The sequence below is a fragment of the Geodermatophilus dictyosporus genome, from assembly GCF_900115505.1.
Taxonomy (GTDB): Bacteria; Actinomycetota; Actinomycetes; order Mycobacteriales; family Geodermatophilaceae; genus Geodermatophilus; species Geodermatophilus dictyosporus.
The window spans coordinates 319,986-337,674 of sequence record NZ_FOWQ01000005.1 but is presented as its reverse complement, the minus strand read 5'-3'; the positions used below and the strand labels follow the sequence as shown (position 1 = coordinate 337,674).

General features: G+C 76.9%; 22 protein-coding genes. 14 read left to right on the top strand and 8 right to left on the bottom strand.

The window, feature by feature from the left end; genetic code table 11:
* The first annotated feature begins 85 nt into the window (after window positions 1-85).
* Window positions 86-1,063, top strand: a complete 978-nt coding sequence (locus BMZ33_RS14585) for a hypothetical protein (RefSeq protein WP_091111736.1) — start codon at window positions 86-88, stop codon at window positions 1,061-1,063.
* 115 nt (window positions 1,064-1,178) lie between these two features.
* Complete coding sequence (locus tag BMZ33_RS14580) at window positions 1,179-1,604, top strand: hypothetical protein (RefSeq protein WP_091111958.1); 426 nt, start codon at window positions 1,179-1,181, stop codon at window positions 1,602-1,604.
* 28 nt (window positions 1,605-1,632) lie between these two features.
* Here the strand turns inward: BMZ33_RS14580 and BMZ33_RS14575 are convergent, their stop codons facing one another.
* Complete coding sequence (locus BMZ33_RS14575; RefSeq protein ID WP_091111733.1) at window positions 1,633-1,914, bottom strand: DUF427 domain-containing protein; 282 nt, start codon at window positions 1,912-1,914, stop codon at window positions 1,633-1,635.
* A gap of 163 nt (window positions 1,915-2,077) precedes the next feature.
* Between BMZ33_RS14575 and BMZ33_RS14570 the strand changes: the two genes are divergently transcribed.
* Both BMZ33_RS14570 and BMZ33_RS14565 read left to right on the top strand, forming a co-directional pair.
* Window positions 2,078-2,302, top strand: coding sequence for a hypothetical protein (locus tag BMZ33_RS14570; RefSeq protein WP_091111731.1), 225 nt, complete (start codon window positions 2,078-2,080; stop codon window positions 2,300-2,302).
* Between the two features lie 109 nt (window positions 2,303-2,411).
* Window positions 2,412-2,975 carry an LppU/SCO3897 family protein gene (locus BMZ33_RS14565; RefSeq protein ID WP_091111728.1) on the top strand — a complete coding sequence of 188 codons (564 nt, stop codon included), beginning with the start codon at window positions 2,412-2,414 and terminating at the stop codon, window positions 2,973-2,975.
* A 64-nt stretch (window positions 2,976-3,039) separates the two neighbouring features.
* Here the strand turns inward: BMZ33_RS14565 and BMZ33_RS14560 are convergent, their stop codons facing one another.
* Window positions 3,040-3,423 carry a PaaI family thioesterase gene (locus tag BMZ33_RS14560; protein WP_091111955.1) on the bottom strand — a complete coding sequence of 128 codons (384 nt, stop codon included), beginning with the start codon at window positions 3,421-3,423 and terminating at the stop codon, window positions 3,040-3,042.
* 71 nt (window positions 3,424-3,494) lie between these two features.
* Here BMZ33_RS14560 and BMZ33_RS14555 point away from each other — a divergent pair, with 71 nt between their 5' ends.
* On the top strand, window positions 3,495-4,034 hold the full coding sequence (locus BMZ33_RS14555) for a DM13 domain-containing protein (RefSeq protein WP_169064347.1): 540 nt from the start codon (window positions 3,495-3,497) through the stop codon (window positions 4,032-4,034).
* Between the two features lie 7 nt (window positions 4,035-4,041).
* On the opposite strand, the gene BMZ33_RS14550 is transcribed toward BMZ33_RS14555, so the two are convergent.
* Window positions 4,042-4,482: a GNAT family N-acetyltransferase gene (locus BMZ33_RS14550; RefSeq protein WP_091111726.1), complete on the bottom strand. Its 441-nt coding sequence runs from the start codon at window positions 4,480-4,482 to the stop codon at window positions 4,042-4,044.
* A 110-nt stretch (window positions 4,483-4,592) separates the two neighbouring features.
* Here BMZ33_RS14550 and BMZ33_RS14545 point away from each other — a divergent pair, with 110 nt between their 5' ends.
* The 6 genes from BMZ33_RS14545 (at window position 4,593) to BMZ33_RS14520 (ending at window position 10,698) form a co-directional block, all read left to right on the top strand.
* A complete protein-coding gene (locus tag BMZ33_RS14545; protein WP_091111725.1) occupies window positions 4,593-5,618 on the top strand; it encodes an iron ABC transporter substrate-binding protein in 1,026 nt (341 codons plus the stop codon).
* 95 nt (window positions 5,619-5,713) lie between these two features.
* Entirely contained in the window at window positions 5,714-7,222 is a 1,509-nt protein-coding gene (locus tag BMZ33_RS14540) for an ABC transporter permease (RefSeq protein ID WP_169064346.1), read from the top strand.
* Window positions 7,219-8,280 (top strand): ABC transporter ATP-binding protein, encoded by a 1,062-nt coding sequence (locus BMZ33_RS14535; RefSeq protein ID WP_091111722.1) that lies wholly within the window; start codon window positions 7,219-7,221, stop codon window positions 8,278-8,280. Before BMZ33_RS14540 ends, BMZ33_RS14535 begins: the two co-directional genes overlap by 4 nt.
* Window positions 8,281-8,372: 92 nt before the next feature.
* A complete protein-coding gene (locus tag BMZ33_RS14530) occupies window positions 8,373-9,170 on the top strand; it encodes an aldolase (protein WP_169064345.1) in 798 nt (265 codons plus the stop codon).
* Window positions 9,167-10,024, top strand: coding sequence for an NAD-dependent epimerase/dehydratase family protein (locus tag BMZ33_RS14525; RefSeq protein WP_091111716.1), 858 nt, complete (start codon window positions 9,167-9,169; stop codon window positions 10,022-10,024). The genes BMZ33_RS14530 and BMZ33_RS14525 overlap by 4 nt, the downstream gene beginning before the upstream one ends.
* The gene (locus BMZ33_RS14520) at window positions 10,009-10,698 is read left to right on the top strand and encodes a glycosyltransferase (protein WP_091111714.1); all 690 of its coding nucleotides are present in this window, start codon (window positions 10,009-10,011) and stop codon (window positions 10,696-10,698) included. Before BMZ33_RS14525 ends, BMZ33_RS14520 begins: the two co-directional genes overlap by 16 nt.
* 1 nt (window position 10,699) lies before the next feature.
* Here BMZ33_RS14520 and BMZ33_RS14515 read toward each other — a convergent pair whose 3' ends face one another.
* From BMZ33_RS14515 to BMZ33_RS14505, 3 genes are all read right to left on the bottom strand, one after another.
* Complete coding sequence (locus BMZ33_RS14515) at window positions 10,700-11,551, bottom strand: ABC transporter permease (RefSeq protein ID WP_169064344.1); 852 nt, start codon at window positions 11,549-11,551, stop codon at window positions 10,700-10,702.
* On the bottom strand, window positions 11,548-12,567 hold the full coding sequence (locus BMZ33_RS14510) for an ATP-binding cassette domain-containing protein (RefSeq protein WP_169064343.1): 1,020 nt from the start codon (window positions 12,565-12,567) through the stop codon (window positions 11,548-11,550). The genes BMZ33_RS14515 and BMZ33_RS14510 overlap by 4 nt, the downstream gene beginning before the upstream one ends.
* 99 nt (window positions 12,568-12,666) lie before the next feature.
* Window positions 12,667-14,100, bottom strand: coding sequence for a glycosyltransferase family 39 protein (locus BMZ33_RS14505; protein ID WP_091111712.1), 1,434 nt, complete (start codon window positions 14,098-14,100; stop codon window positions 12,667-12,669).
* A gap of 64 nt (window positions 14,101-14,164) precedes the next feature.
* On the opposite strand from BMZ33_RS14505, the gene BMZ33_RS14500 reads away from it, so the two are divergent.
* A complete protein-coding gene (locus BMZ33_RS14500) occupies window positions 14,165-14,596 on the top strand; it encodes a very short patch repair endonuclease (protein WP_169064342.1) in 432 nt (143 codons plus the stop codon).
* A gap of 6 nt (window positions 14,597-14,602) precedes the next feature.
* Here BMZ33_RS14500 and BMZ33_RS14495 read toward each other — a convergent pair whose 3' ends face one another.
* On the bottom strand, window positions 14,603-15,202 hold the full coding sequence (locus BMZ33_RS14495; RefSeq protein ID WP_169064341.1) for a DUF6328 family protein: 600 nt from the start codon (window positions 15,200-15,202) through the stop codon (window positions 14,603-14,605).
* 138 nt (window positions 15,203-15,340) lie between these two features.
* On the opposite strand from BMZ33_RS14495, the gene BMZ33_RS14490 reads away from it, so the two are divergent.
* Together BMZ33_RS14490 and map are read left to right on the top strand one after the other, a co-directional pair.
* Window positions 15,341-15,577 carry a hypothetical protein gene (locus tag BMZ33_RS14490; RefSeq protein WP_091111711.1) on the top strand — a complete coding sequence of 79 codons (237 nt, stop codon included), beginning with the start codon at window positions 15,341-15,343 and terminating at the stop codon, window positions 15,575-15,577.
* A gap of 28 nt (window positions 15,578-15,605) precedes the next feature.
* The gene (gene map, locus BMZ33_RS14485) at window positions 15,606-16,385 is read left to right on the top strand and encodes a type I methionyl aminopeptidase (RefSeq protein ID WP_169064340.1); all 780 of its coding nucleotides are present in this window, start codon (window positions 15,606-15,608) and stop codon (window positions 16,383-16,385) included.
* Window positions 16,386-16,391: 6 nt separating this feature from the next.
* On the opposite strand, the gene BMZ33_RS14480 is transcribed toward map, so the two are convergent.
* Window positions 16,392-17,582, bottom strand: a complete 1,191-nt coding sequence (locus BMZ33_RS14480) for an aromatic acid exporter family protein (RefSeq protein ID WP_091111708.1) — start codon at window positions 17,580-17,582, stop codon at window positions 16,392-16,394.
* Between the last annotated feature and the right edge of the window lie 107 nt (window positions 17,583-17,689).

The following is a 17,689-nucleotide window of genomic DNA, read 5'->3' as shown; positions in this document are numbered from 1 at the left end:
ATGCGCTTGCAGGAGTTAGCGGCGGCGATCGGCGGGGCAGGAAGAGAGCGTCAGGTCATCCCCGATCGTTGGAGTCCTCCCCGTCATGACCGACACCACCCACGCCAAGATCGTCAACCAGCTCCGCGCGCTCGTCCTGCTCAGCCAGACCGAGGAGCAGATCGCCCGCACGCGCGTCTCCCAGGCCCGGACCGACGCCGTCCGCCGCGAGCTGACCAAGAACGCCGACAACGCCGCCGAGCGCACCCGCCTGGTCACCGCCGAGCTCCGCGAGCTCGGGGGCGTCCCGGACGTCGTCACCCCCGCCGTCGGCCGGCTCTCGGCCGTCCTCAAGGCCACCTTCGAGCAGGCCGAGCCGATCGAGGAGGCCCTCCTGCAGGACCTCACGCTCGAGCACCAGCTGCTCGACCGCGCCACCTACGTGAAGGTGCTCGCCCAGCAGGCGCAGCTGCCGAAGGTGGAGCGCCTCGCCGAGGGCCTCGTCACCGCCCACAAGGCCACCGTCGAGTGGCTGACCGTGGTCCTGGCCGAGGAGGCCCTGGGTGGCCCCGCCGCCCTGCAGCCGACGCCGTTCCAGACCGTCGCCGGTGTCGCCGCCCGCGCGGCCAACGCCCCCTACCGCTTCGTCGCCAACCGCGTGAACGAGGTGCTCGACACCGCCGCGCAGCGTCGCCAGCGCGTCGAGGACGGGGTCGGCGAGGCCGCCAACAAGGCCAGCGCCCTCACCGACGCCGTCCGCGAGACCCTGACCGTCGGCCGCAGCGCCGCGCTGCGCCGGGCCGAGCGGATCGCCCGCCGCGAGGGCAACCGCCAGGCCGCCGACGCCGCCAAGGCCGCCCGCGAGGAGCTCGGCGACGTCTCCGCCGACGAGCTGCCCATCAAGGGCTTCGACTCGCTGTCGACCTCCGACGCCGCCAAGGCCGTCAAGGAGCTGCGCAAGCCGCACGACATCCGCGTGATCATCCGCTACGAGGAGACCCACAAGAACCGGTCGAGCGTGGTCAGCGCCGCCCAGGTCGCCCTCGCCGCGATCGCCAAGGAGGCCGTCGGCGTCGAGAGCTGACGCCCGGACCCTCTGGAGGGCCCGCACCCCACCCGGGTGCGGGCCCTCCGTGCGTCCGGGAGATCCCCGTCGCAGTCGTTGGACCCCTGCGGCGGGGTCGGGGAAGGTGGAGGACATGGAGATCACGCCGAAGGCCCTCGAGCAGGAGTTCAGCCTGCAGACGGCCGCCACCCGCCTGGACTTCCTCAGCCGGCGGGACTCCGGGTCCACGAGCCTGAACACGGCCCGCGACCGCGCCGACGACGACTGGAGCAGCCTGCTCGCCGACGACACCTCCCTCGACGTGCCCGAGTCGCTGGAGCTGCTCGCGCTCGGCGAGGTCATCGCCCGCAAGGCCCACGACAGCCAGCTGACCGGCTTCCGCGCCGCGCTGCGGGGCGGGGCGGGCTGGGAGCAGATCGCCGCCGCCCTCGACGTCACGCCCGCCCAGGCCTGGACCCGCTTCCAGGAGGCCGTCGAGCAGCAGGAGCGCAGCGCGGCCCTCACGCCCGGCGAGGCCGCCTCCGCCCGCGAGCTCGCCGGCGCCCGCCCGGCCGGCTGAGCGCCGCGGCCCTCGCCGCGGGACCTCGCTAGCTCACCTGGACGCCCCGCCAGAAGGCGACGCGGCCGGTGATCTCCTTCGCCGCGTCCCTGGGCTGCGGGTAGTACCAGGCCGCGTCCGGGTTGGTCTCCCCGTCGACCTCGAGCGTGAAGTAGGACGCCTCGCCCTTCCAGGGGCAGGTGGTGTGGGTCGACGACGGGCGCAGCACGTCCTCGCGCACCGACTCGCGCGGGAAGTAGGCGTTGCCCTCCACGGTCACGATGTCGTCGGACTCGGCGACGACGGTCCCGTTCCAGGTGGCTGTGGTCATGACCGGATCGTCCTCCGAGCCCCGGTCCCGTGGCACCCCGCGGACGCGTGAGACCCGGCCGGCTGGGCATGGGAGCGGGGGAGAGCGGCCACCGGCCCGTCGCGCCGGCACGTCGGCGCCGGGCTGCGGCCGCCCGAGCCACCGCCGACGACGAGGAGACGCCATGTCCGCACCCGGTCCCACGCCCGACCCCGACGACCAGCGCCACGGCACGACGCCGAAGCCCGGGCGCGGGCGGGCGCTGCTCCTCGGCACCTTCTTCGGCGTGATCGTGTTCGTCTTCCTGTTCATCACGCTGGTCAGCCAGTGCGGCACGGGCGAGGACGACGCGGCCCGGGGCGCGACCTCCGTGGTCGAGGACCAGGTGCCCTCACCCATCGGGGTCTGACCAGCGACGACTCCCGGCCGACCTCCCCGGGACCGCCCCTGGCCCGTGTCATGCTCCCCGCCGTTGACCGGCACCGAACACGGCGTCGGCCGGAGACCAGGAGCTCGACATGACCCACCCCGGACAGCCCGGCACCCCGCCGCAGCCGACGGGAGGCCCGCAGCCCGGGCCGCAGACGCCGGGGCAGCCCGCCCCCTGGGGCCCGCCGGCCCCGCAGGGCCAGCCGTTCGGCGCCCCGCAGGGCCAGCCGTTCGGTGGCGCCCCCGGCCCGGCCTTCGGCGCCCCCGGCCCGGGCTCCGACGCCCCCGGCCCGTTCGGCCCCGGCCGGCCCGGTCCGGCCCCGAGGGGTGCCGGCAAGGGCCGCAGGATCGGCGGGATCGTGGCCGCGGTTGCGGTCGCGGGCGGCATCGCCGCGTTCCGCCTGGTCGACTTCGGCGCCCCCGAGGTCGGCGACTGCATCCAGCAGCAGGGCACGGACTCGGTGGAGACGGTCGACTGCGACAGCTCCGAGGCGCAGTTCCGCGTCGTCGGCACCGAGGCCGACGAGGTGACCGAGGACGAGTTCTACGACACGTCCTACACCCCCTGCACGGAGTTCGAGACCGCCGTCCAGGCGCTGTGGCGCGGCGGGGAGTCCGGCGACGGCACCGTCTACTGCGTCGAGCTGGTCTGACCCACCCCGTCCGCGAGCGCCCCGCCGGTCCTCCCGGCGGGGCGCTCGGGCGTCCGGGGCCGGGTCAGCGCTCGAGCAGCGCGAAGGTGGCGACGGCGTGCGCGACGGCCTTCCCGTCCTGCTCGACGTCGGCCTCGCAGATGGTGAGGTGCTCGCCGCGGGTGCGCACCCGGCCCCGCACGTCCAGCCGCCCCGGCCGGCCCGGGCGCAGGTAGGTCACGGTCAGCTGGCTGGTCGCCGGCACCTCGCCGTCGCCGGTGGTGGTGCGCACCGCCTGGCCCATCACGGTGTCCACGAGCGTCGCGAGCACCCCGCCGTGCAGCGTGCCCGCCGGGTTGAGGTGCTCGTCGCCGGCGTCGAAGGCGAGCGTCGCCGCGCCGTCGCCGGCCTCCTGCAGGGCCGCTCCGAGCCGTCCCGCGAACCCGCCGACCGCCGCGTCGTCTGCCATGCCCGGCCGGTACCCGGTGCCGTGCGCGGGACACCCCACGGGCCGGCGGTGCACGGCTAGGGTCCGCCGCCGTGGCGGTGCGGCGGCGGACGTGGATCGTGCTGGCGGCGGTGGCAGTGGCCCTGCTGGCGGCCGTCACGCTGGTCTGGTTCCAGCCGCAGAAGCTGTTCTACGACCAGCGGGTCGACGAGGCGCTGCCCTCGGCCGGAGCTCCGCCGACCGTGCGCGCCGGGGAGCCGGCCCCCGCGGCGCCGCCCGGCCCGGTCGACCTCGCCACCGGCGCGTTCGTCTCCCGCGAGCACGAGACGGCCGGCACCGCGCGGGTGGTCGCCCTGCCCGACGGTCAGGTGGTGGTCCGCCTCGAGGGCTTCACCACCTCCAACGGCCCGGCGCTCTACGTCTACCTCTCGCAGAACCCCGCGCAGGGCGAGGAGGCGGCGTTCGACGACGACTTCGTCGACCTCGGCCCCCTCAAGGGCAACGTCGGAGACCAGAACTACGCCGTGCCCGCCGGCGTCGACGCCACCGGCTTCAGCAGCGTGGTCGTCTGGTGCGACCGGTTCGACGCGGCCTTCGGTGCCGCCGACCTGAGCCCCTCGACGGCGGCCTGACCGCCGTTCAGGCCGGCTCGCGGCGCATGGGGACGTGCGGGATGCCGTCCTCCACGTAGCCGGGCCCGCTGCGCCGGAAGCCGAACCGCTCGTACCACTGCTCCAGGTGCGCCTGCGCGCCCAGCGTGACCGGCGCGCCCGCGCACACTGCCACCCCGGCCTCGACCAGCCGCGCGGCCAGGCCCCGGCCGCGGGCGGTCGCGGCGGTGGCCACCCGGCCGATCGCCCGCGCGTCGCCGTCGTCGAGGACCCGCAGCGTGGCCAGCACCTGACCGTCCTCCTCGAACCACAGGTGCACCGTGGCCGGCTCGCAGTCGCGGCCGTCGAGCTCCGGGTAGGGGCACTGCTGCTCGACGACGAAGACGTCCACCCGCAGCCGGCACAGGGCGTAGAGCTCGTACGGCGTCAGCTCGGCGAAGCGTGCGCTGCGCAGCGCGGGAGCGGTCACCCCCCGTTTGTAGCGGAGCGGGCTGTCCGGGCGGCGACGTCGTCTGTTTAGGTGTGCCTACCCTGGGCTGCCACACAGCACAGCCGCCGACGTCTGCTGGAGGACCCCCCGTGACCAGGCCCGCGCGGGCGACCGCCGTCGCTCTCACCGCCCTCGCCCTCGCCGGGGGTCTCACCGCGTGCGGCGACACCGCCGGTGCCTCGGACGCCGAGACGCTCACCGTCTACAGCGCCCAGCACGAGAGCCTGGTGCGCACGATGGTCGAGGGCTTCACCGAGGAGACCGGCATCGAGCTGGAGTTCCGCGACGGCAACGACGCGGAGCTGGCCAACCAGATCGTGCAGGAGGGCGAGGCCAGCCCGGCCGACGTCTTCCTCACCGAGAACAGCCCCTCGATCGACGTCCTCGACCGGGGGGGCCTGCTCGCGCCGCTGGACCAGGCGACCCTCGACCAGGTCGGCGAGCAGTTCCGGCCCTCCTCGGGCACCTGGACCGGTTTCGCCGCGCGCTCGACCGTGCTGGTGCACAACCCCGCGGAGCTGCCCGAGAGCGAGCTGCCGGCCTCCCTGCTCGACCTCGCCGACCCCGCCTGGGAGGGCCGGGTCGGCATCGCGGCCGGCGGCGCGGACTTCCAGGCGATCGTCGCCGGCGTCCTGTCGCTGGAGGGCGAGGAGGCCACCCGCGCCTGGCTCGAGGGCCTGGAGCGCAACGCGAACGTCTACCAGAGCAACACCGCGGTGATGGTCGCCGCCGACGAGGGCGAGATCGACGCCGGCGTCATGTACCACTACTACTGGTACCGCGACCAGGCCGAGCAGGGCCTCAAGGGCGACGACGCGCGGCTGCACTACTTCGGCAACGGCGACCCGGGCGCCTTCCTCAGCGTCTCCGGCGCCGGGGTGCTCGCCTCCTCCGACCAGCAGGACGACGCCCAGCGGCTGGTCGCCTGGCTGACCGCCCGGGACGCGCAGCAGCGGCTGGCCGAGAGCACCGCGCTGGAGTACGCCGTCGGCACCGGGGTGCCCTCCGCCGAGGCGCTGCCGCCGCTGGACACCCTCGGCGCGCCCGCCGTGGACCCCGGCTCGCTCGACCAGGACCGGGTCACCGAGCTCATGCAGGAGGTGGGTCTGCTCTGAGCGCCGCACCCGTCCTCCCGGGCCCCGGGACGCCGACCGTCCCGGCGTCCCGGGGCCGGCGCGCGCCCGGGACCCTGCGCCGCTCGCCGGGAACCGTGCTGCTGGCCGCCGCGGTCGCGGCGCTGGCGCTGGTGCCGCTGGGCCACATCGTGGTGGCGGCCGCCGGCGTCGGCTGGAGCGGCATCGCCGACCTGGTCCTCCGCCCGCGGGTGGCCGAGCTGCTGGTCAACACCGTCCGGCTGGTCGGCGGCGCGGTCGTCGTCTGCGTCGTCCTCGGGGTGGGCGCGGCGTGGCTGGTCGAGCGCTCGGCGGTCCCCGGCCGCCGGGTGTGGCACGTGCTGCTGGTGGCGCCGCTGGCGGTGCCGGCCTTCGTCACCAGTTACGCCTGGATCTCGCTGCTGCCCGGCTTCGACACCTACGGCGGGGCGCTGCTGGTCGTGTCGCTGTCGTACGCGCCGTTCGTCTACCTGCCCGCGGTCGCCGCCTTCCGCGGGCTGGACCCGGCGCTGGAGGACACCGCCCGCGGCCTGGGGCTGTCGACGTGGGGGGTGTTCCGGCGGGTGCAGCTGCCCCAGCTGCGGGTCGCCGTGCTCGGCGGCGCCCTGCTCGTGGCGCTGCACGTGCTGGCCGAGTTCGGCGCGCTGGCGATGCTGCGCTACCCGACCTTCACCACGGCCGTCTACGACCAGTACCGCGCCACCTTCAACGGGCCCGGCGCGACGATGCTCGCCGGCGTCCTCGTGCTGCTGTGCCTGGTGCTGCTGCTCGCCGAGATCCGGCTGCGCGGCGCCCGCGGCTACGCGCGCACCGGTGCCGGCGCGGCCCGCACGGTGCGCCCGGTGCGGCTCGGCGCCCTGACCGCGCCCGCGCTGCTCGCGCTGGCCGCCGTCGTCGTCCTGTCGGTCGCGGTGCCGCTGGTCAGCCTGGTGCGCTGGATGGCCACCGGGACCTCCGCCGGCCTCGACGTCGCCACGCTGGCCACCACCACGGGGACGACCCTGGCACTGGCCGCCGCGGCCGCCGTCGCCACCACCGTGTTCGCGCTGCCCACCGGCTGGCTGGCCGTCCGCCGGCGCGGGCCGGTGGCCACCCTGATCGAGCGCAGCACCTACCTCGGCAGCGCGGTGCCGGCCATCGTCATCGCGCTGGCCCTGGTGACGGTGTCGATCCGCCTGGTGCCCGGCCTCTACCAGACCGTGCCGGTGCTGCTGGCCGCCTACGCGATCCTGTTCCTGCCGCGGGCGATCGTCACCGTGCGTGCGGCCGTGGAGCAGTCGCCGCCGCTGCACGACGACGTCGCCGCCTCGCTGGGCGCCTCGGCCCCCGCCCGGCTGTGGCGGGTCACCCTGCCGCTGCTGGCGCCGGGGATCGGCGCCGGCGCGGCGCTGGTCTTCCTCGCGGTGGTCACCGAGCTGACCGCCACGCTGCTGCTCGCCCCCACCGGCACCACGACGCTGGCGACGGCGTTCTGGTCGGCCAGCAGCGCCCTGGAGTACGGCGCCGCGGCGCCCTACGCCGTCGTCATGGTCCTGCTCTCGGCACCGGCCACGGTGCTGCTCTCCCGCGACGTCCTCCCCGCTGCCCGACGAGGTCCGACCCCATGAGCGCGCTGTCCGTCACCGGCGTGACGAAGTCCTACGGCCGCACCCCGGTGCTCGCCGGCGTCGACCTGCACGTGCCGACCGGCACGACCACCGCGCTGCTCGGACCCTCCGGCTGCGGGAAGACCACGCTGCTGCGGATCGTCGCCGGGTTCGACGACCCCGACGCCGGCACCGTCGAGCTCGGCGGCCGGGTGGTCGCCGGCGCCGGCCGCCCGGTGCCCGCCCGCCGGCGCGGCATCGGCTTCGTGCCGCAGGAGGGCGGGCTGTTCCCGCACCTGACGGTGGCCGGCAACGTCGCCTTCGGCCTGCCCCGCCGGCTGCGCCGCGACCGCGGGCGGGTGGCGTCGCTGCTCGAGCTGGTGGGGCTGGACGCCGCGCTGGCCGAACGCTCGCCGCACCAGCTCTCCGGCGGCCAGCAGCAGCGGGTGGCGCTGGCCCGCGCACTGGCGCCCGAGCCCTCGCTGGTGCTGCTCGACGAGCCGTTCTCCTCGCTGGACGCGTCGCTGCGGGAGGACACCCGGCGGGCCGTGGTCGCCGCACTCCGGGCCACCGGTGCCACCGCCGTGCTGGTCACCCACGACCAGGCCGAGGCGCTGTCGACCGCCGACCAGGTGGCGGTGCTGCGCGGCGGCGTGCTGGCGCAGCTGGCCGACCCGCGCACGCTCTACCGCGACCCGCGCGACCTCGACGTCGCCGCGTTCGTGGGGGAGGCGGTGGTCCTCGACGGGGACGCCGTCGGTGGGCGGGTCGCCTCGGAGCTCGGGGAGCTCGTGCTCGGCCGGGAGTGCCCCGACGGGCCGGTGCGGGTGCTGCTGCGCCCCGAGCAGCTGCGCCTGTCGGCGGGCCCCGGGCCGCGGGCGCGGGTGTGCGCGGTCGACTTCTACGGCCACGACGCCCGGGTGGAGCTCGAGCTGCCCTCGGGCCGCCGGGTCAGCGCCCGCACCGAGGGCGGGGACCTGCCGCCGGCCGGCGCGGAGGTCGCGGTCGCCGTCAGCGGCACGGCGGTGCCCTTCCCGACCGGCGCCCCGACTCCGGCGCCGGCACCCGCCACCGCCTGAGGCCCGCAGCCTCCGGACCGGGCACGGGGACCCCAGCGGCCGGCCGGTACCTGGATGCGGGCTCGGACTTAGGTGTGCCTAAGCTCACCGCCGTGGACCTGCTCCTCTTCACCGTGGACCCCGGCTTCGGCCGGGACGTCGTCGCCGCCGGTGCGGCCGGGATCGTCGTCGACTGGGAGCGCCGCGGGAAGGCCCGCCGCCAGGCCGGCGAGGGCACCCAGATCAACGGCGACACCGCCGACGACCTCGCCCGCATGCGCGCGGCCACCGACGGCCGGCTGCTCTGCCGCGTCAACGGCTACGGCCCCTGGACGGCGGGCGAGGTGGACGACGCGGTCGCCCGCGGGGCCGACGAGCTGCTGCTGCCCATGGTGCGCACGCCCGAGGAGGTCGACCGCACCCTCGACCTGGTCGCCGGCCGCTGCGGATTGGGCATCCTCGTGGAGACCCAGGACGCCGTCGACCGCGTGCCCGAGCTGGCCCGCCGGCCGCTGTCGCGCCTCTACGTCGGCCTCAACGACCTGCGCATCGACCGCCGGTCCCGGGAGCTGTTCCGCCCGCTGGTCGACGGCACGGTCGACGCCGTCCGCGCGCACGTGCGGCAGCCCTTCGGCGTCGGCGGCCTGACGCTGCCCGGCCGCGGGTTCCCCGTGCCCGGTGACCTGCTCGCCGCCGAGCTGGTGCGGCTGGGCACCGACTTCACCTTCCTCCGCCGCTCCTTCACCGCCGACCTGGCCGGCCGCGACCCCTACCGCGAGGTGCCGCTGCTGCTGGCCTCGCTGGCCGACCTCGCCCTCGCCGGCCCGCTCACGGTGGCCGAGCGGCGCGCGGCCTTCGTCGCCGCGGTCGAGGGCGCCGGCGCCCCGGTCCCGGTGGCCCTGCCCGCGTGAGCGGCCGGGCGCTGGTCACCGGCGGCGGCGGGTTCGTCGGCCGGCACCTGGCCGACCGGCTCCGTGCCGACGGCTGGTCGGTGACCGGGCTGACCCGCGCCGACGTCGACCTGGCCGACCCGGTGGCCGCGGCCGCCGCCGTGCGCGCCGCCGACCCCGACGTCGTCTTCTCCCTCGCCGCCGGCCGCGCCAAGGCGACGCCGGGGGAGCGGGCCGCGACCGTGGCGGTCAACACCAGCCCGTGGCTGGTCGACGCCCTGCCCGACCGCTGCCGCGCGGTGGTCCGGCTGGGCTCCTCGACCGAGTACGCCGCGGGGCCCGCGCCGCTGGCCGAGGATGCGCCGCTGCGCCCCCGCGGCTTCTTCGGTGCCACCAAGGCCGCCGGGTCGCTGCTGCTGCAGGCGGCCGCCGCCGAGCGCGGCGTGCGGGCCGTGGTGCTGCGCGCCTTCCAGGTCTACGGGCCCGGCGACCACCCCACCCGGCTGGTGCCGGTCGTGCTGGACGCCGCCCGCACCGGCGGCACCGTGCCGCTGCCGGGCGCGGTGAGCCGCCGCGACTGGGTGTGGGTGGGCGACGTCGTCGACGCCTGCGTGCGGGCCGCGCTCGCCGACGACCTGCCGCCGGGCGCGGTGCTCAACATCGGCACCGGCGTGCAGACCGGCGTCGCCGACCTGGTCGCCACCGCCGAGCGGGTCACCGGCCGGCCGATCGCCACGGCGGCGGGTGCCCACCCGGGCCGGGTGTGGGACACCACCGACTGGGTGTGCGACCCGCGGGCGGCGCGCGCCGCGCTCGGCTGGGTGCCCGCGGTCGGGCTGGAGGAGGGGCTGGCGCGCACATGGGCGGCGGGCTGAGCGGGCCGCGGGTCGCCGTCGTCGTCCCGGTGTACGGCAACGCGGCCACGCTGCGCCCGCTGGCCGACCGGCTGGCCGCCGCGCTGGCGGGCCGGGACTGGCGGCTGCGGCTGGTGGTCGACGCCTCGCCCGACGACAGCCTGCAGGTGGCCTCGGAGCTGGCCGCCGACGCGCGCATCGGCGTCACCGGGCTGACGGCCAACGTCGGCCAGCACCGGGCACTGGCCACCGGGCTGCTGGCCGAGGACGCCGACGTCTGGGTGTGCCTGGACGCCGACCTGCAGGACCCGCCCGAGGCGGTGCCGCGGCTGCTCGACCGGCTCGCCCGCGGTGACGTCGGCGCGGTGTTCGCCGGGCGGCGCGGCCGCTACGAGTCGCCGGTGCGGCGGCTCACCGGGACGCTGCACCGCCGGCTCGCCGCCCGCCTCACCGGCCTGCCGCCCGACGCGGGCGCCTTCCTCGCGCTGGGCCCGGCCGTCCGCTCGGCCGTCGTCGACCTGGTGCTGGGCGGCGACGCGCCGAGCGTGGTGCTCGCCGCGGGCCGCGCCGGGCTGCCGCTGGCCAGCGTGCCGGTGGCCCGCGACCGCCGTCCCGAGGGCTCCTCGGCGTGGACGGCGCGGGCGCGGCTGCGCCAGTCGCTGCGCTCGCTGTGGTGGGCGGCGCGCCGGCGCTGACTCAGGCCCGGTTGCCGTAGCGCCGCATGGTCAGCGGCCCGAGCACGGCGACCAGGGCGACCGCCCACCCCAGCACCAGCAGCACGTCGGAGCCGGCGGCCTCGCCGTGCACCAGCCCGCGGACGGCGGTGACCAGCGAGCTGACCGGGTTGACCGCGACCACGGCCTGCAGCCAGCCGGGCATCGTGGCGGGGTCGACGAAGATGTTGCTGCCGAACGTCAGCGGCATCAGCACCATCATGCTCCAGCCCATCACCGCCTGCGGGGTGCGCAGCCGCAGCGCCAGGTAGGTCCAGATCCAGCCCAGCGCGAAGGCGAACACCAGCAGCAGCCCCACCGCGGCGAGGACGCCGGACAGCCCGCCGCCGGGCCGGAACCCCAGCACCAGGCCGAGGCACAGCACGACCGCCGAGGCCAGCACGAACCGGACGACGTCGCCCAGCAGCGCCCCGACCAGCGCGCTCGGCCGCCACACCGGCAGCGACCGGATGCGGTCGAGGACGCCCTTCTCGATGTCGGTGTTGAGCGCGACGCCGGTGTACATCGTGATCATCAGGATGCTCTGCACGAGGATCCCGGGCAGGAAGAACTGCACGTAGGCCTCGACCGAGCCGGCCAGGGCGCCGCCGAAGAGGTACGCGAAGATCAGCGTGAGCATCACCGGGAAGACGGTGACGTCGAACAGCTGCTCGGGGACGTGCTTGATCCGCAGCAGCGTGCGCCAGCCGAACGTCGTCGAGGCGGCCAGCGGGCCCTGCGGGCGGGGGCGCTCCCCGGACCCGAGGGCCGCGAGCACGGCGGCGGTGTCGGGTGCGGCGGGCACGGCGGGCCGGGTGCCGTCGAGGGTGGTCACGGCTGCTCCTCCGGGTCGGGCGTGCGGTCGGCGGGCCGGCCGGTGAGGGCGAGGAAGACCTCGTCGAGACTGGGCTGGCCGAGGGCGAACTGGGCCAGCGGGAGGCCGGCCTCCTCCAGGGCGGTGAGCGCGCGGGCGGTGGGCGCGCCGTCGGGGACCCGAGCGGTGAGCGCGGCCGGGTCGCCGTCCTCGGTGACCGGCACCCCGAGCACCCGCTCGAGCAGCTGCCGCGCCTCGGGCCGGCGGGCCGGGTCGAGCACCCGCACGTGCAGCGTGCCCGAGCCCACCGACGCCTTGAGCTCGCCGGGCGTCCCCTCGGCGATCACCCGCCCGGTGTCGATGACCGAGATGCGGTCGGCGAGCTGGTCGGCCTCGTCGAGGTACTGGGTGGTCAGCAGCACCGTCGTCCCTCCGGCCACCAGCGCCCGGACGACGTCCCAGACCTGGTTGCGGCTGCGCGGGTCCAGGCCGGTGGTGGGCTCGTCGAGGAAGACGAGGTCGGGCCGCACGACGATGCTCGCGGCGATGTCGATGCGCCGCCGCATGCCGCCGGAGTACTGCTTGACCTGCCTGCCGGCCGCCGCGGTGAGGCCGAACGCCGACAGCAGCTGGTCGGCGCGGGTGCGCGCCGAGGCCCGCGAGTACCCGAGCAGCCGGGCCAGCAGCAGCAGGTTCTCGGCACCGGTGAGGTCCTCGTCGAGGGAGGCGAACTGCCCGGTCAGGCTCACCCGGGCGCGCACCGCGTCGGCGTCGGTGACCACGTCGTGCCCGAAGACCCGCGCGCTGCCGCCGTCGGGGCGCAGCAGCGTGGCGAGCACCCGGATGGTCGTCGTCTTCCCGGCGCCGTTGGGGCCGAGGAAGCCGTGCACCCCGCCGACCGGGATGCGCAGGTCGACCCCGTCGACGGCGACCGTGCTGCCGAAGCGCTTGACCAGCCCGACCGTCTCGATCGCGAGGACCTCCCCGCCCGCGGGCACCGGCCCGCCAGCGGGCGCCGCGTCGACGTACGCCGTCACGTGCCCCACCTCCTGCTCTCCGCCTCGGGTGCGCGCACCGTCGCGCACGGGTGTGACGGTTCCGACCGCGTGGGGGCCGCGGACTCATCGGTGCGCCGGTCAGCGGCTCCACAGCTGCAGGACGAGGTCGGTCCGGGTGGCGGGGAAGGAGCGCTCCTCGGCGAGGGACAGGCCGGCGCCGGTGAGGACCTCGTCGTCGTCGGTGGGCACCGGCTCGCCGTCGACCACCCGCCGGACCAGCCACACGCGGTCGGCGTCGGCGGGCGCGTCGTCGGGCGGCAGGACGACGTCGGGCCGCAGGCGCGGGGCCAGGGTGCGGACGTAGTGGTCCAGGCCGAGGGCGGAGCGCTGGTCGGCGGCGACCACCGGCTCGCCGGGCCGCTGCAGCCGGGCGAGGGTGGTCACCACCTCGTCGGAGCGCTCGCGCGGCTCGCGCACGGCCAGCGGCGAGCTCGCCAGCAGCGAGAGGCCGACCAGCGCCGCCGCCACGGGCGCACGGGCGCCGCGGGGGAGGGCGGCGGCGCCGGCGGCGGCCAGCACGCCGAGCCCGACCAGCCCGGCGAGCAGGTAACGGGGGTGGTAGACCGGCCGGACCAGCTCGGCGGCGAGCAGGAGCAGCAGCGGCACCAGCAGCCAGCAGGCGCCGACGACGCGGACGCCGGCCCCGCGCACCGCACCGACGACGGCCAGCCCGACCGTCAGGTACAGCAGCGGCGTGCGCCCCCCGGCCCACGCCTCGACGGCCAGGTCGGGGAAGGTGCCGCCGGTGTCGCTCAGGTGCTCGGCGTTGCGCGAGCCGGTGCCGTTGAGCAGGTTGAGCGCGACCAGCCCGAGGGGAGGCAGCACCGCCGCGGCGCCCACCGCGACCACGCGGACGGCGGCCCGCCCGCGCAGTAGCAGCGCCGCGACGACGAACGCCGCCAGCACCGTGACCGCGTACCAGTGCGCCAGCCCCATCCCGGCGCCGGCCAGGCCGAACAGCAGCAGTCCGCGCGGCGGCTCCTGCAGCCAGCGCACCAGCCCGAGGAGCGCTCCGCCGGTGGCCAGGACGGCGAGGCCGTAGCTGCGGGCCTCGACGGCCTGGGCGAGCAGCAGCGGCGCGGTCGCCACCACGAGGCCGGCCGGCACGCCGGTGGGCCGCCCGGCCAGCCGGGTGACGGCGCGGGTGACCAGCGCCAGGCCGCCGGCGGTGGCCAGCACCGACAGCACCCGCAGCGAGGTGTCCCCGCCCAGGCCGGGCAGCGCCATCCAGGCGTGCACCACGACGTACCAGGGCGCGTTGTAGGACGGCGGGACGTCGGCGAGGTAGCTCGTCGTCCCCTCGCCGGTGACGATCGCCCGCAGGATCTCGGGAAGCGGGCGCCGTCCCACCTCGGCGGTGAACAGCTCGTCGAACCACAGCCCGTGGCCGGGGGCGAGCAGGACGGCGGCCAGCAGCACCAGCACGACCGGGGGGAGCAGCTCGACCGGCGTCCATCTCGGGGCCGGCGGCGCCCCGGGTGCCGCGGTCGTCCGGACCGCCGTCGTCGTCACGGGTGGAAGGGTAGGTGACCCTTACCTGTCCGGACCGTCGGTGCGGCGGTGCAGGCTGCTCGGCGTGGATCCGTGTGCCGGCCCGGGACCCGCGCCGCCGCCGTCCTCCGAGGTGGTGCGGGCGCGGTTCCGCCGGCAGGGCCGGCGGGACACGGCGCACGAGCTGGCCGTGCGGCGGCGGCTGCACGCGCGCGGTGTCCGCTACCGAGTCGACGTGCGCCCGTGCCCGCAGACGCGGGCGCGCGGGGACCTGGTGTGGAAGGGCCGGCGGCTGGTCGTCTTCCTCGACGGCTGCTTCTGGCACGGCTGTCCGTCCTGCGGGCACCTGCCCCGCGCCAACCGGGCCTGGTGGGCGGCCAAGCTGGCGGCCAACACCGCCCGCGACCGGCGTGCGGACGCCGTGCTCACCACGCTCGGCTGGCGGGTGCTGCGCTTCTGGGAGCACGAGGACCCCGAGGACGTCGCCGAGGCCATCTGCGCCGCGCTGGGCCGGTGACCCTCGTCACTCGTCCCGGGCGCCGCCCCGGGCGCGCTGCACCACCGGGCTGCCGACCCAGAGCCAGCCGAGCAGCGCCGCCACGACGCCGCCGGTGACGAGGGCCTGCGGCAGGGCGAAGAGGAAGTCGACCACCATCACCACCGCCGACACGATCGCGACGGCCAGCACGACCAGCCCGAGGAAGGCGTGGCGGTTGCTGCGCCGCAGCAGGTCCTCCTTGTCGTGCTGGCGGAACAGCGCCCGGTGCTGCGCGGCCGGCGCGATGAGCAGCGCGGTGGCCACCACGGCCGCGATCAGCGTCACGAAGTAGACGTCACGCTGGAAGTCCGTCGCGCGCTCCGTGGCCTGCTGGAACGGCACGATCAGCAGGAAGGCGAACAGGAACTGCACCCCCGGCAGCGCCACCCGCAGCTCGTTGAGCAGCTCCATGAGCTCGCGGTCGATGCGCTCGGCGTGGGTCTCGTCGCGACCGGAGGAACCCCGGCGGGTGCCCTCGGGGCTCCGCGCGCGCTCGTCGACAGCGGCGCCGCCGACGGCGGCCCTGTGTGCGGGACCCGGTCGCGCGCCGCGCCGTGCCCGCTGTCCCGATCCCGTGGTGGCCATGTCCCGGTCCTCCTCCTCGGGTCCCGACGTCCCCCTGGGTCCCGCGACCCCGTCCCGCAGGTGCGGTGGATGCCCGGTGGCAACCCGCCCGTCACCTGCCGGCCACTCTCCTCGCCCGGACGCGGGTAGGGGAGGGGCATGTCGATGTGGGAAGCCATGACGCCGCACCAGCAGCAGCCGGCCGACGAGATCGCCGCCGCCGACCCCGGGGCCGGCGGACCGCCGCCGGCCGAGGGGTTCGGCGTCGGTGGCGAGGAGCCCGACCGGCCCGAGGAGGTCGACGAGGCCGGCCGCACCGCCGGGGAGGTGGCGACCCCCGACACGCCCTTCACCCCGCCCGACCCGGGCACCGTCCGCCGTCCGGGCGCCGGGTGACCTGCGCCGCGGCCGTACCGTCGGGAGCGTGGACCTGAGCGTGCTGCCCCGCCGTACCGCCGACGAGCTCGACGCGATGCGCGACGCCGGGCGCGTGGTGGCGCAGACGCTGCAGGTGGTGCGCGCCGCGGCGGTGCCGGGGGTCAAGCTCCGCGAGCTCGACGACCTGGCGCAGACCGCGATCCGGGAGGCCGGGGCGACGTCGTCCTTCCTCGGCTACAAGCCGGCCTGGGCGCCGACGGCCTACAACGGCGCGCTGTGCCTGTCACCCAATGAGGTGGTCGTGCACGGCCGGCCCAGCGGGCAGCGGCTCAAGGAGGGCGACCTGCTCAGCGTCGACTGCGGCGCGATCGTCGACGGCTGGCACGGCGACGCCGCGATCACCGTCCGGGTGGGCGCCGGCAGCGAGGACGACGCCCGGCTGGTGGCCGCGACCGAGGAGGCGCTCGCCGCCGGGATCGCCGCCGCGGTGCCGGGCGCGACGCTGCAGGACGTGGCGCAGGCCGTCGACGCCGTCGCCCGCCGCCACGGCTACGCGCACCTGCCCGACCACGGCGGGCACGGCATCGGCCGCTCCATGCACGAGCCGCCGTTCGTGCCCAACCGCCCGCAGGCCGGCCTGGACCGGGTGCGGCTGCACGCCGGGAGCACGCTGGCCATCGAGCCGATGCTGCTGGCCGGTGGGGAGCGCTACCGGCACAAGAAGGACGGCTGGGCGGTGGTCACCGCCGACGGCCGGCGCGCCGCGCACGTCGAGCACACCGTCGCGGTCACCGACGAGGGGCCGGTCGTCCTCACCGCCCCCTGAGCGCGGTCACCGGCGCGGGCGCCGGGTCATCGCCCACCGGACGGCGCGCCGCGGTGCCGCGGCCAGCGGTGGCGGCGCCCACGAGGTCGACGGTGGCTGCAGCGCGGTGCCCAGCTCCACGCGCAGCAGGTCCACGGCGTCGAGCAGCGCGCCGTGCTGCGACCAGGCCGCCGGATCCGCCCGAGGGTCGACGAGCAGGGCGTCCGCCAGCCGGCTGCGCAGCTCGAGCAGCGTCGTCAGGGAGTCCAGGTCGGGGCCGGAGGCCGCGCCGGTGCCGTCCGCCACGGCCCCGGCGTCGCGCAGGGTGGCGGCGACGGCCAGCAGGACGTCGGCCAGCGCCTCCCGGGCCGGCCGTGACCAGGCGCGGTCGGCCTCGTCCTCGGGCAGGAAGTAGGTGCGGTCGAGCAGCACGCGGGCGGCGGTGCGCAGGCTCACGTGAAGCCGTTCGAGGGCGGTCAGCGTGTTGCGCAGCCGGGGCTGGGCCTCGCGCGCCGCCCGCCCGCGCGGGTTGAGGCGGGCGCTCTCCTCGGTGCGGGCCAGCCGGCGGTCGGCCCGGGCCAGCTCCGTCGACAGCCCGCGGGCGCGGGTCAGCAGCTCGTCGGCGAGGCCGCGCGACCACGGCCCGCGCAGCGCCGCGGCGAGCTCCTCGCTGACCCCGGCCATGCGCTCGGCCAGCTCGGCGATCGCCTCGCCGGCCGGCTGGATGTAGAGCGGCGGCGCGATGACCAGGTTCACCAGCACGCCGACCGCCGCGCCGACCAGCGTCTCGGTGACCCGGTCCAGCGCGGCGCTCTCCGCCCCGCCCACCGCCAGCACGAGCATCGCGCTGATCGGCACCTCGGCCAGGTGCGGTCCGAGCCGCAGCAGCCGGCCGACGACCAGCGAGATCCCCACGACGAGGCCGAGGCTCCACCAGCTCAGCCCGGCGACGGAGGCGAACAGCGCCGCGATCAGGACGCCGGCGGTGACGCTCGCGATCCGCTCCCAGCCGGTCGCCAGCGTCTCGTACAGCGTGAGCTGCACGACCAGCAGCGCGGTCAGCGGCGCGAGGATCGGGGAGCTGCTGGTCTCCAGCCAGGTCGCGATCTGGAACGCCAGCACCGCGGCGAACACCGTCTTGGCGGTGCGGAGGCCCGGGGTGCGCCCGCGCCTCAGCAGCCGGTCCAGCCGGCGCGACAGGGCGTGCGGTCCGGCCACGGCCGCCAGTGTCCCCGGCGAGGAGGCCGGACACGCGACGGCCGCCGCCCGCGTCGTGCGGGCGGCGGCCGGAGGGAGAGCGAGGTCGGCCCGGCCCGGAGGCCGCG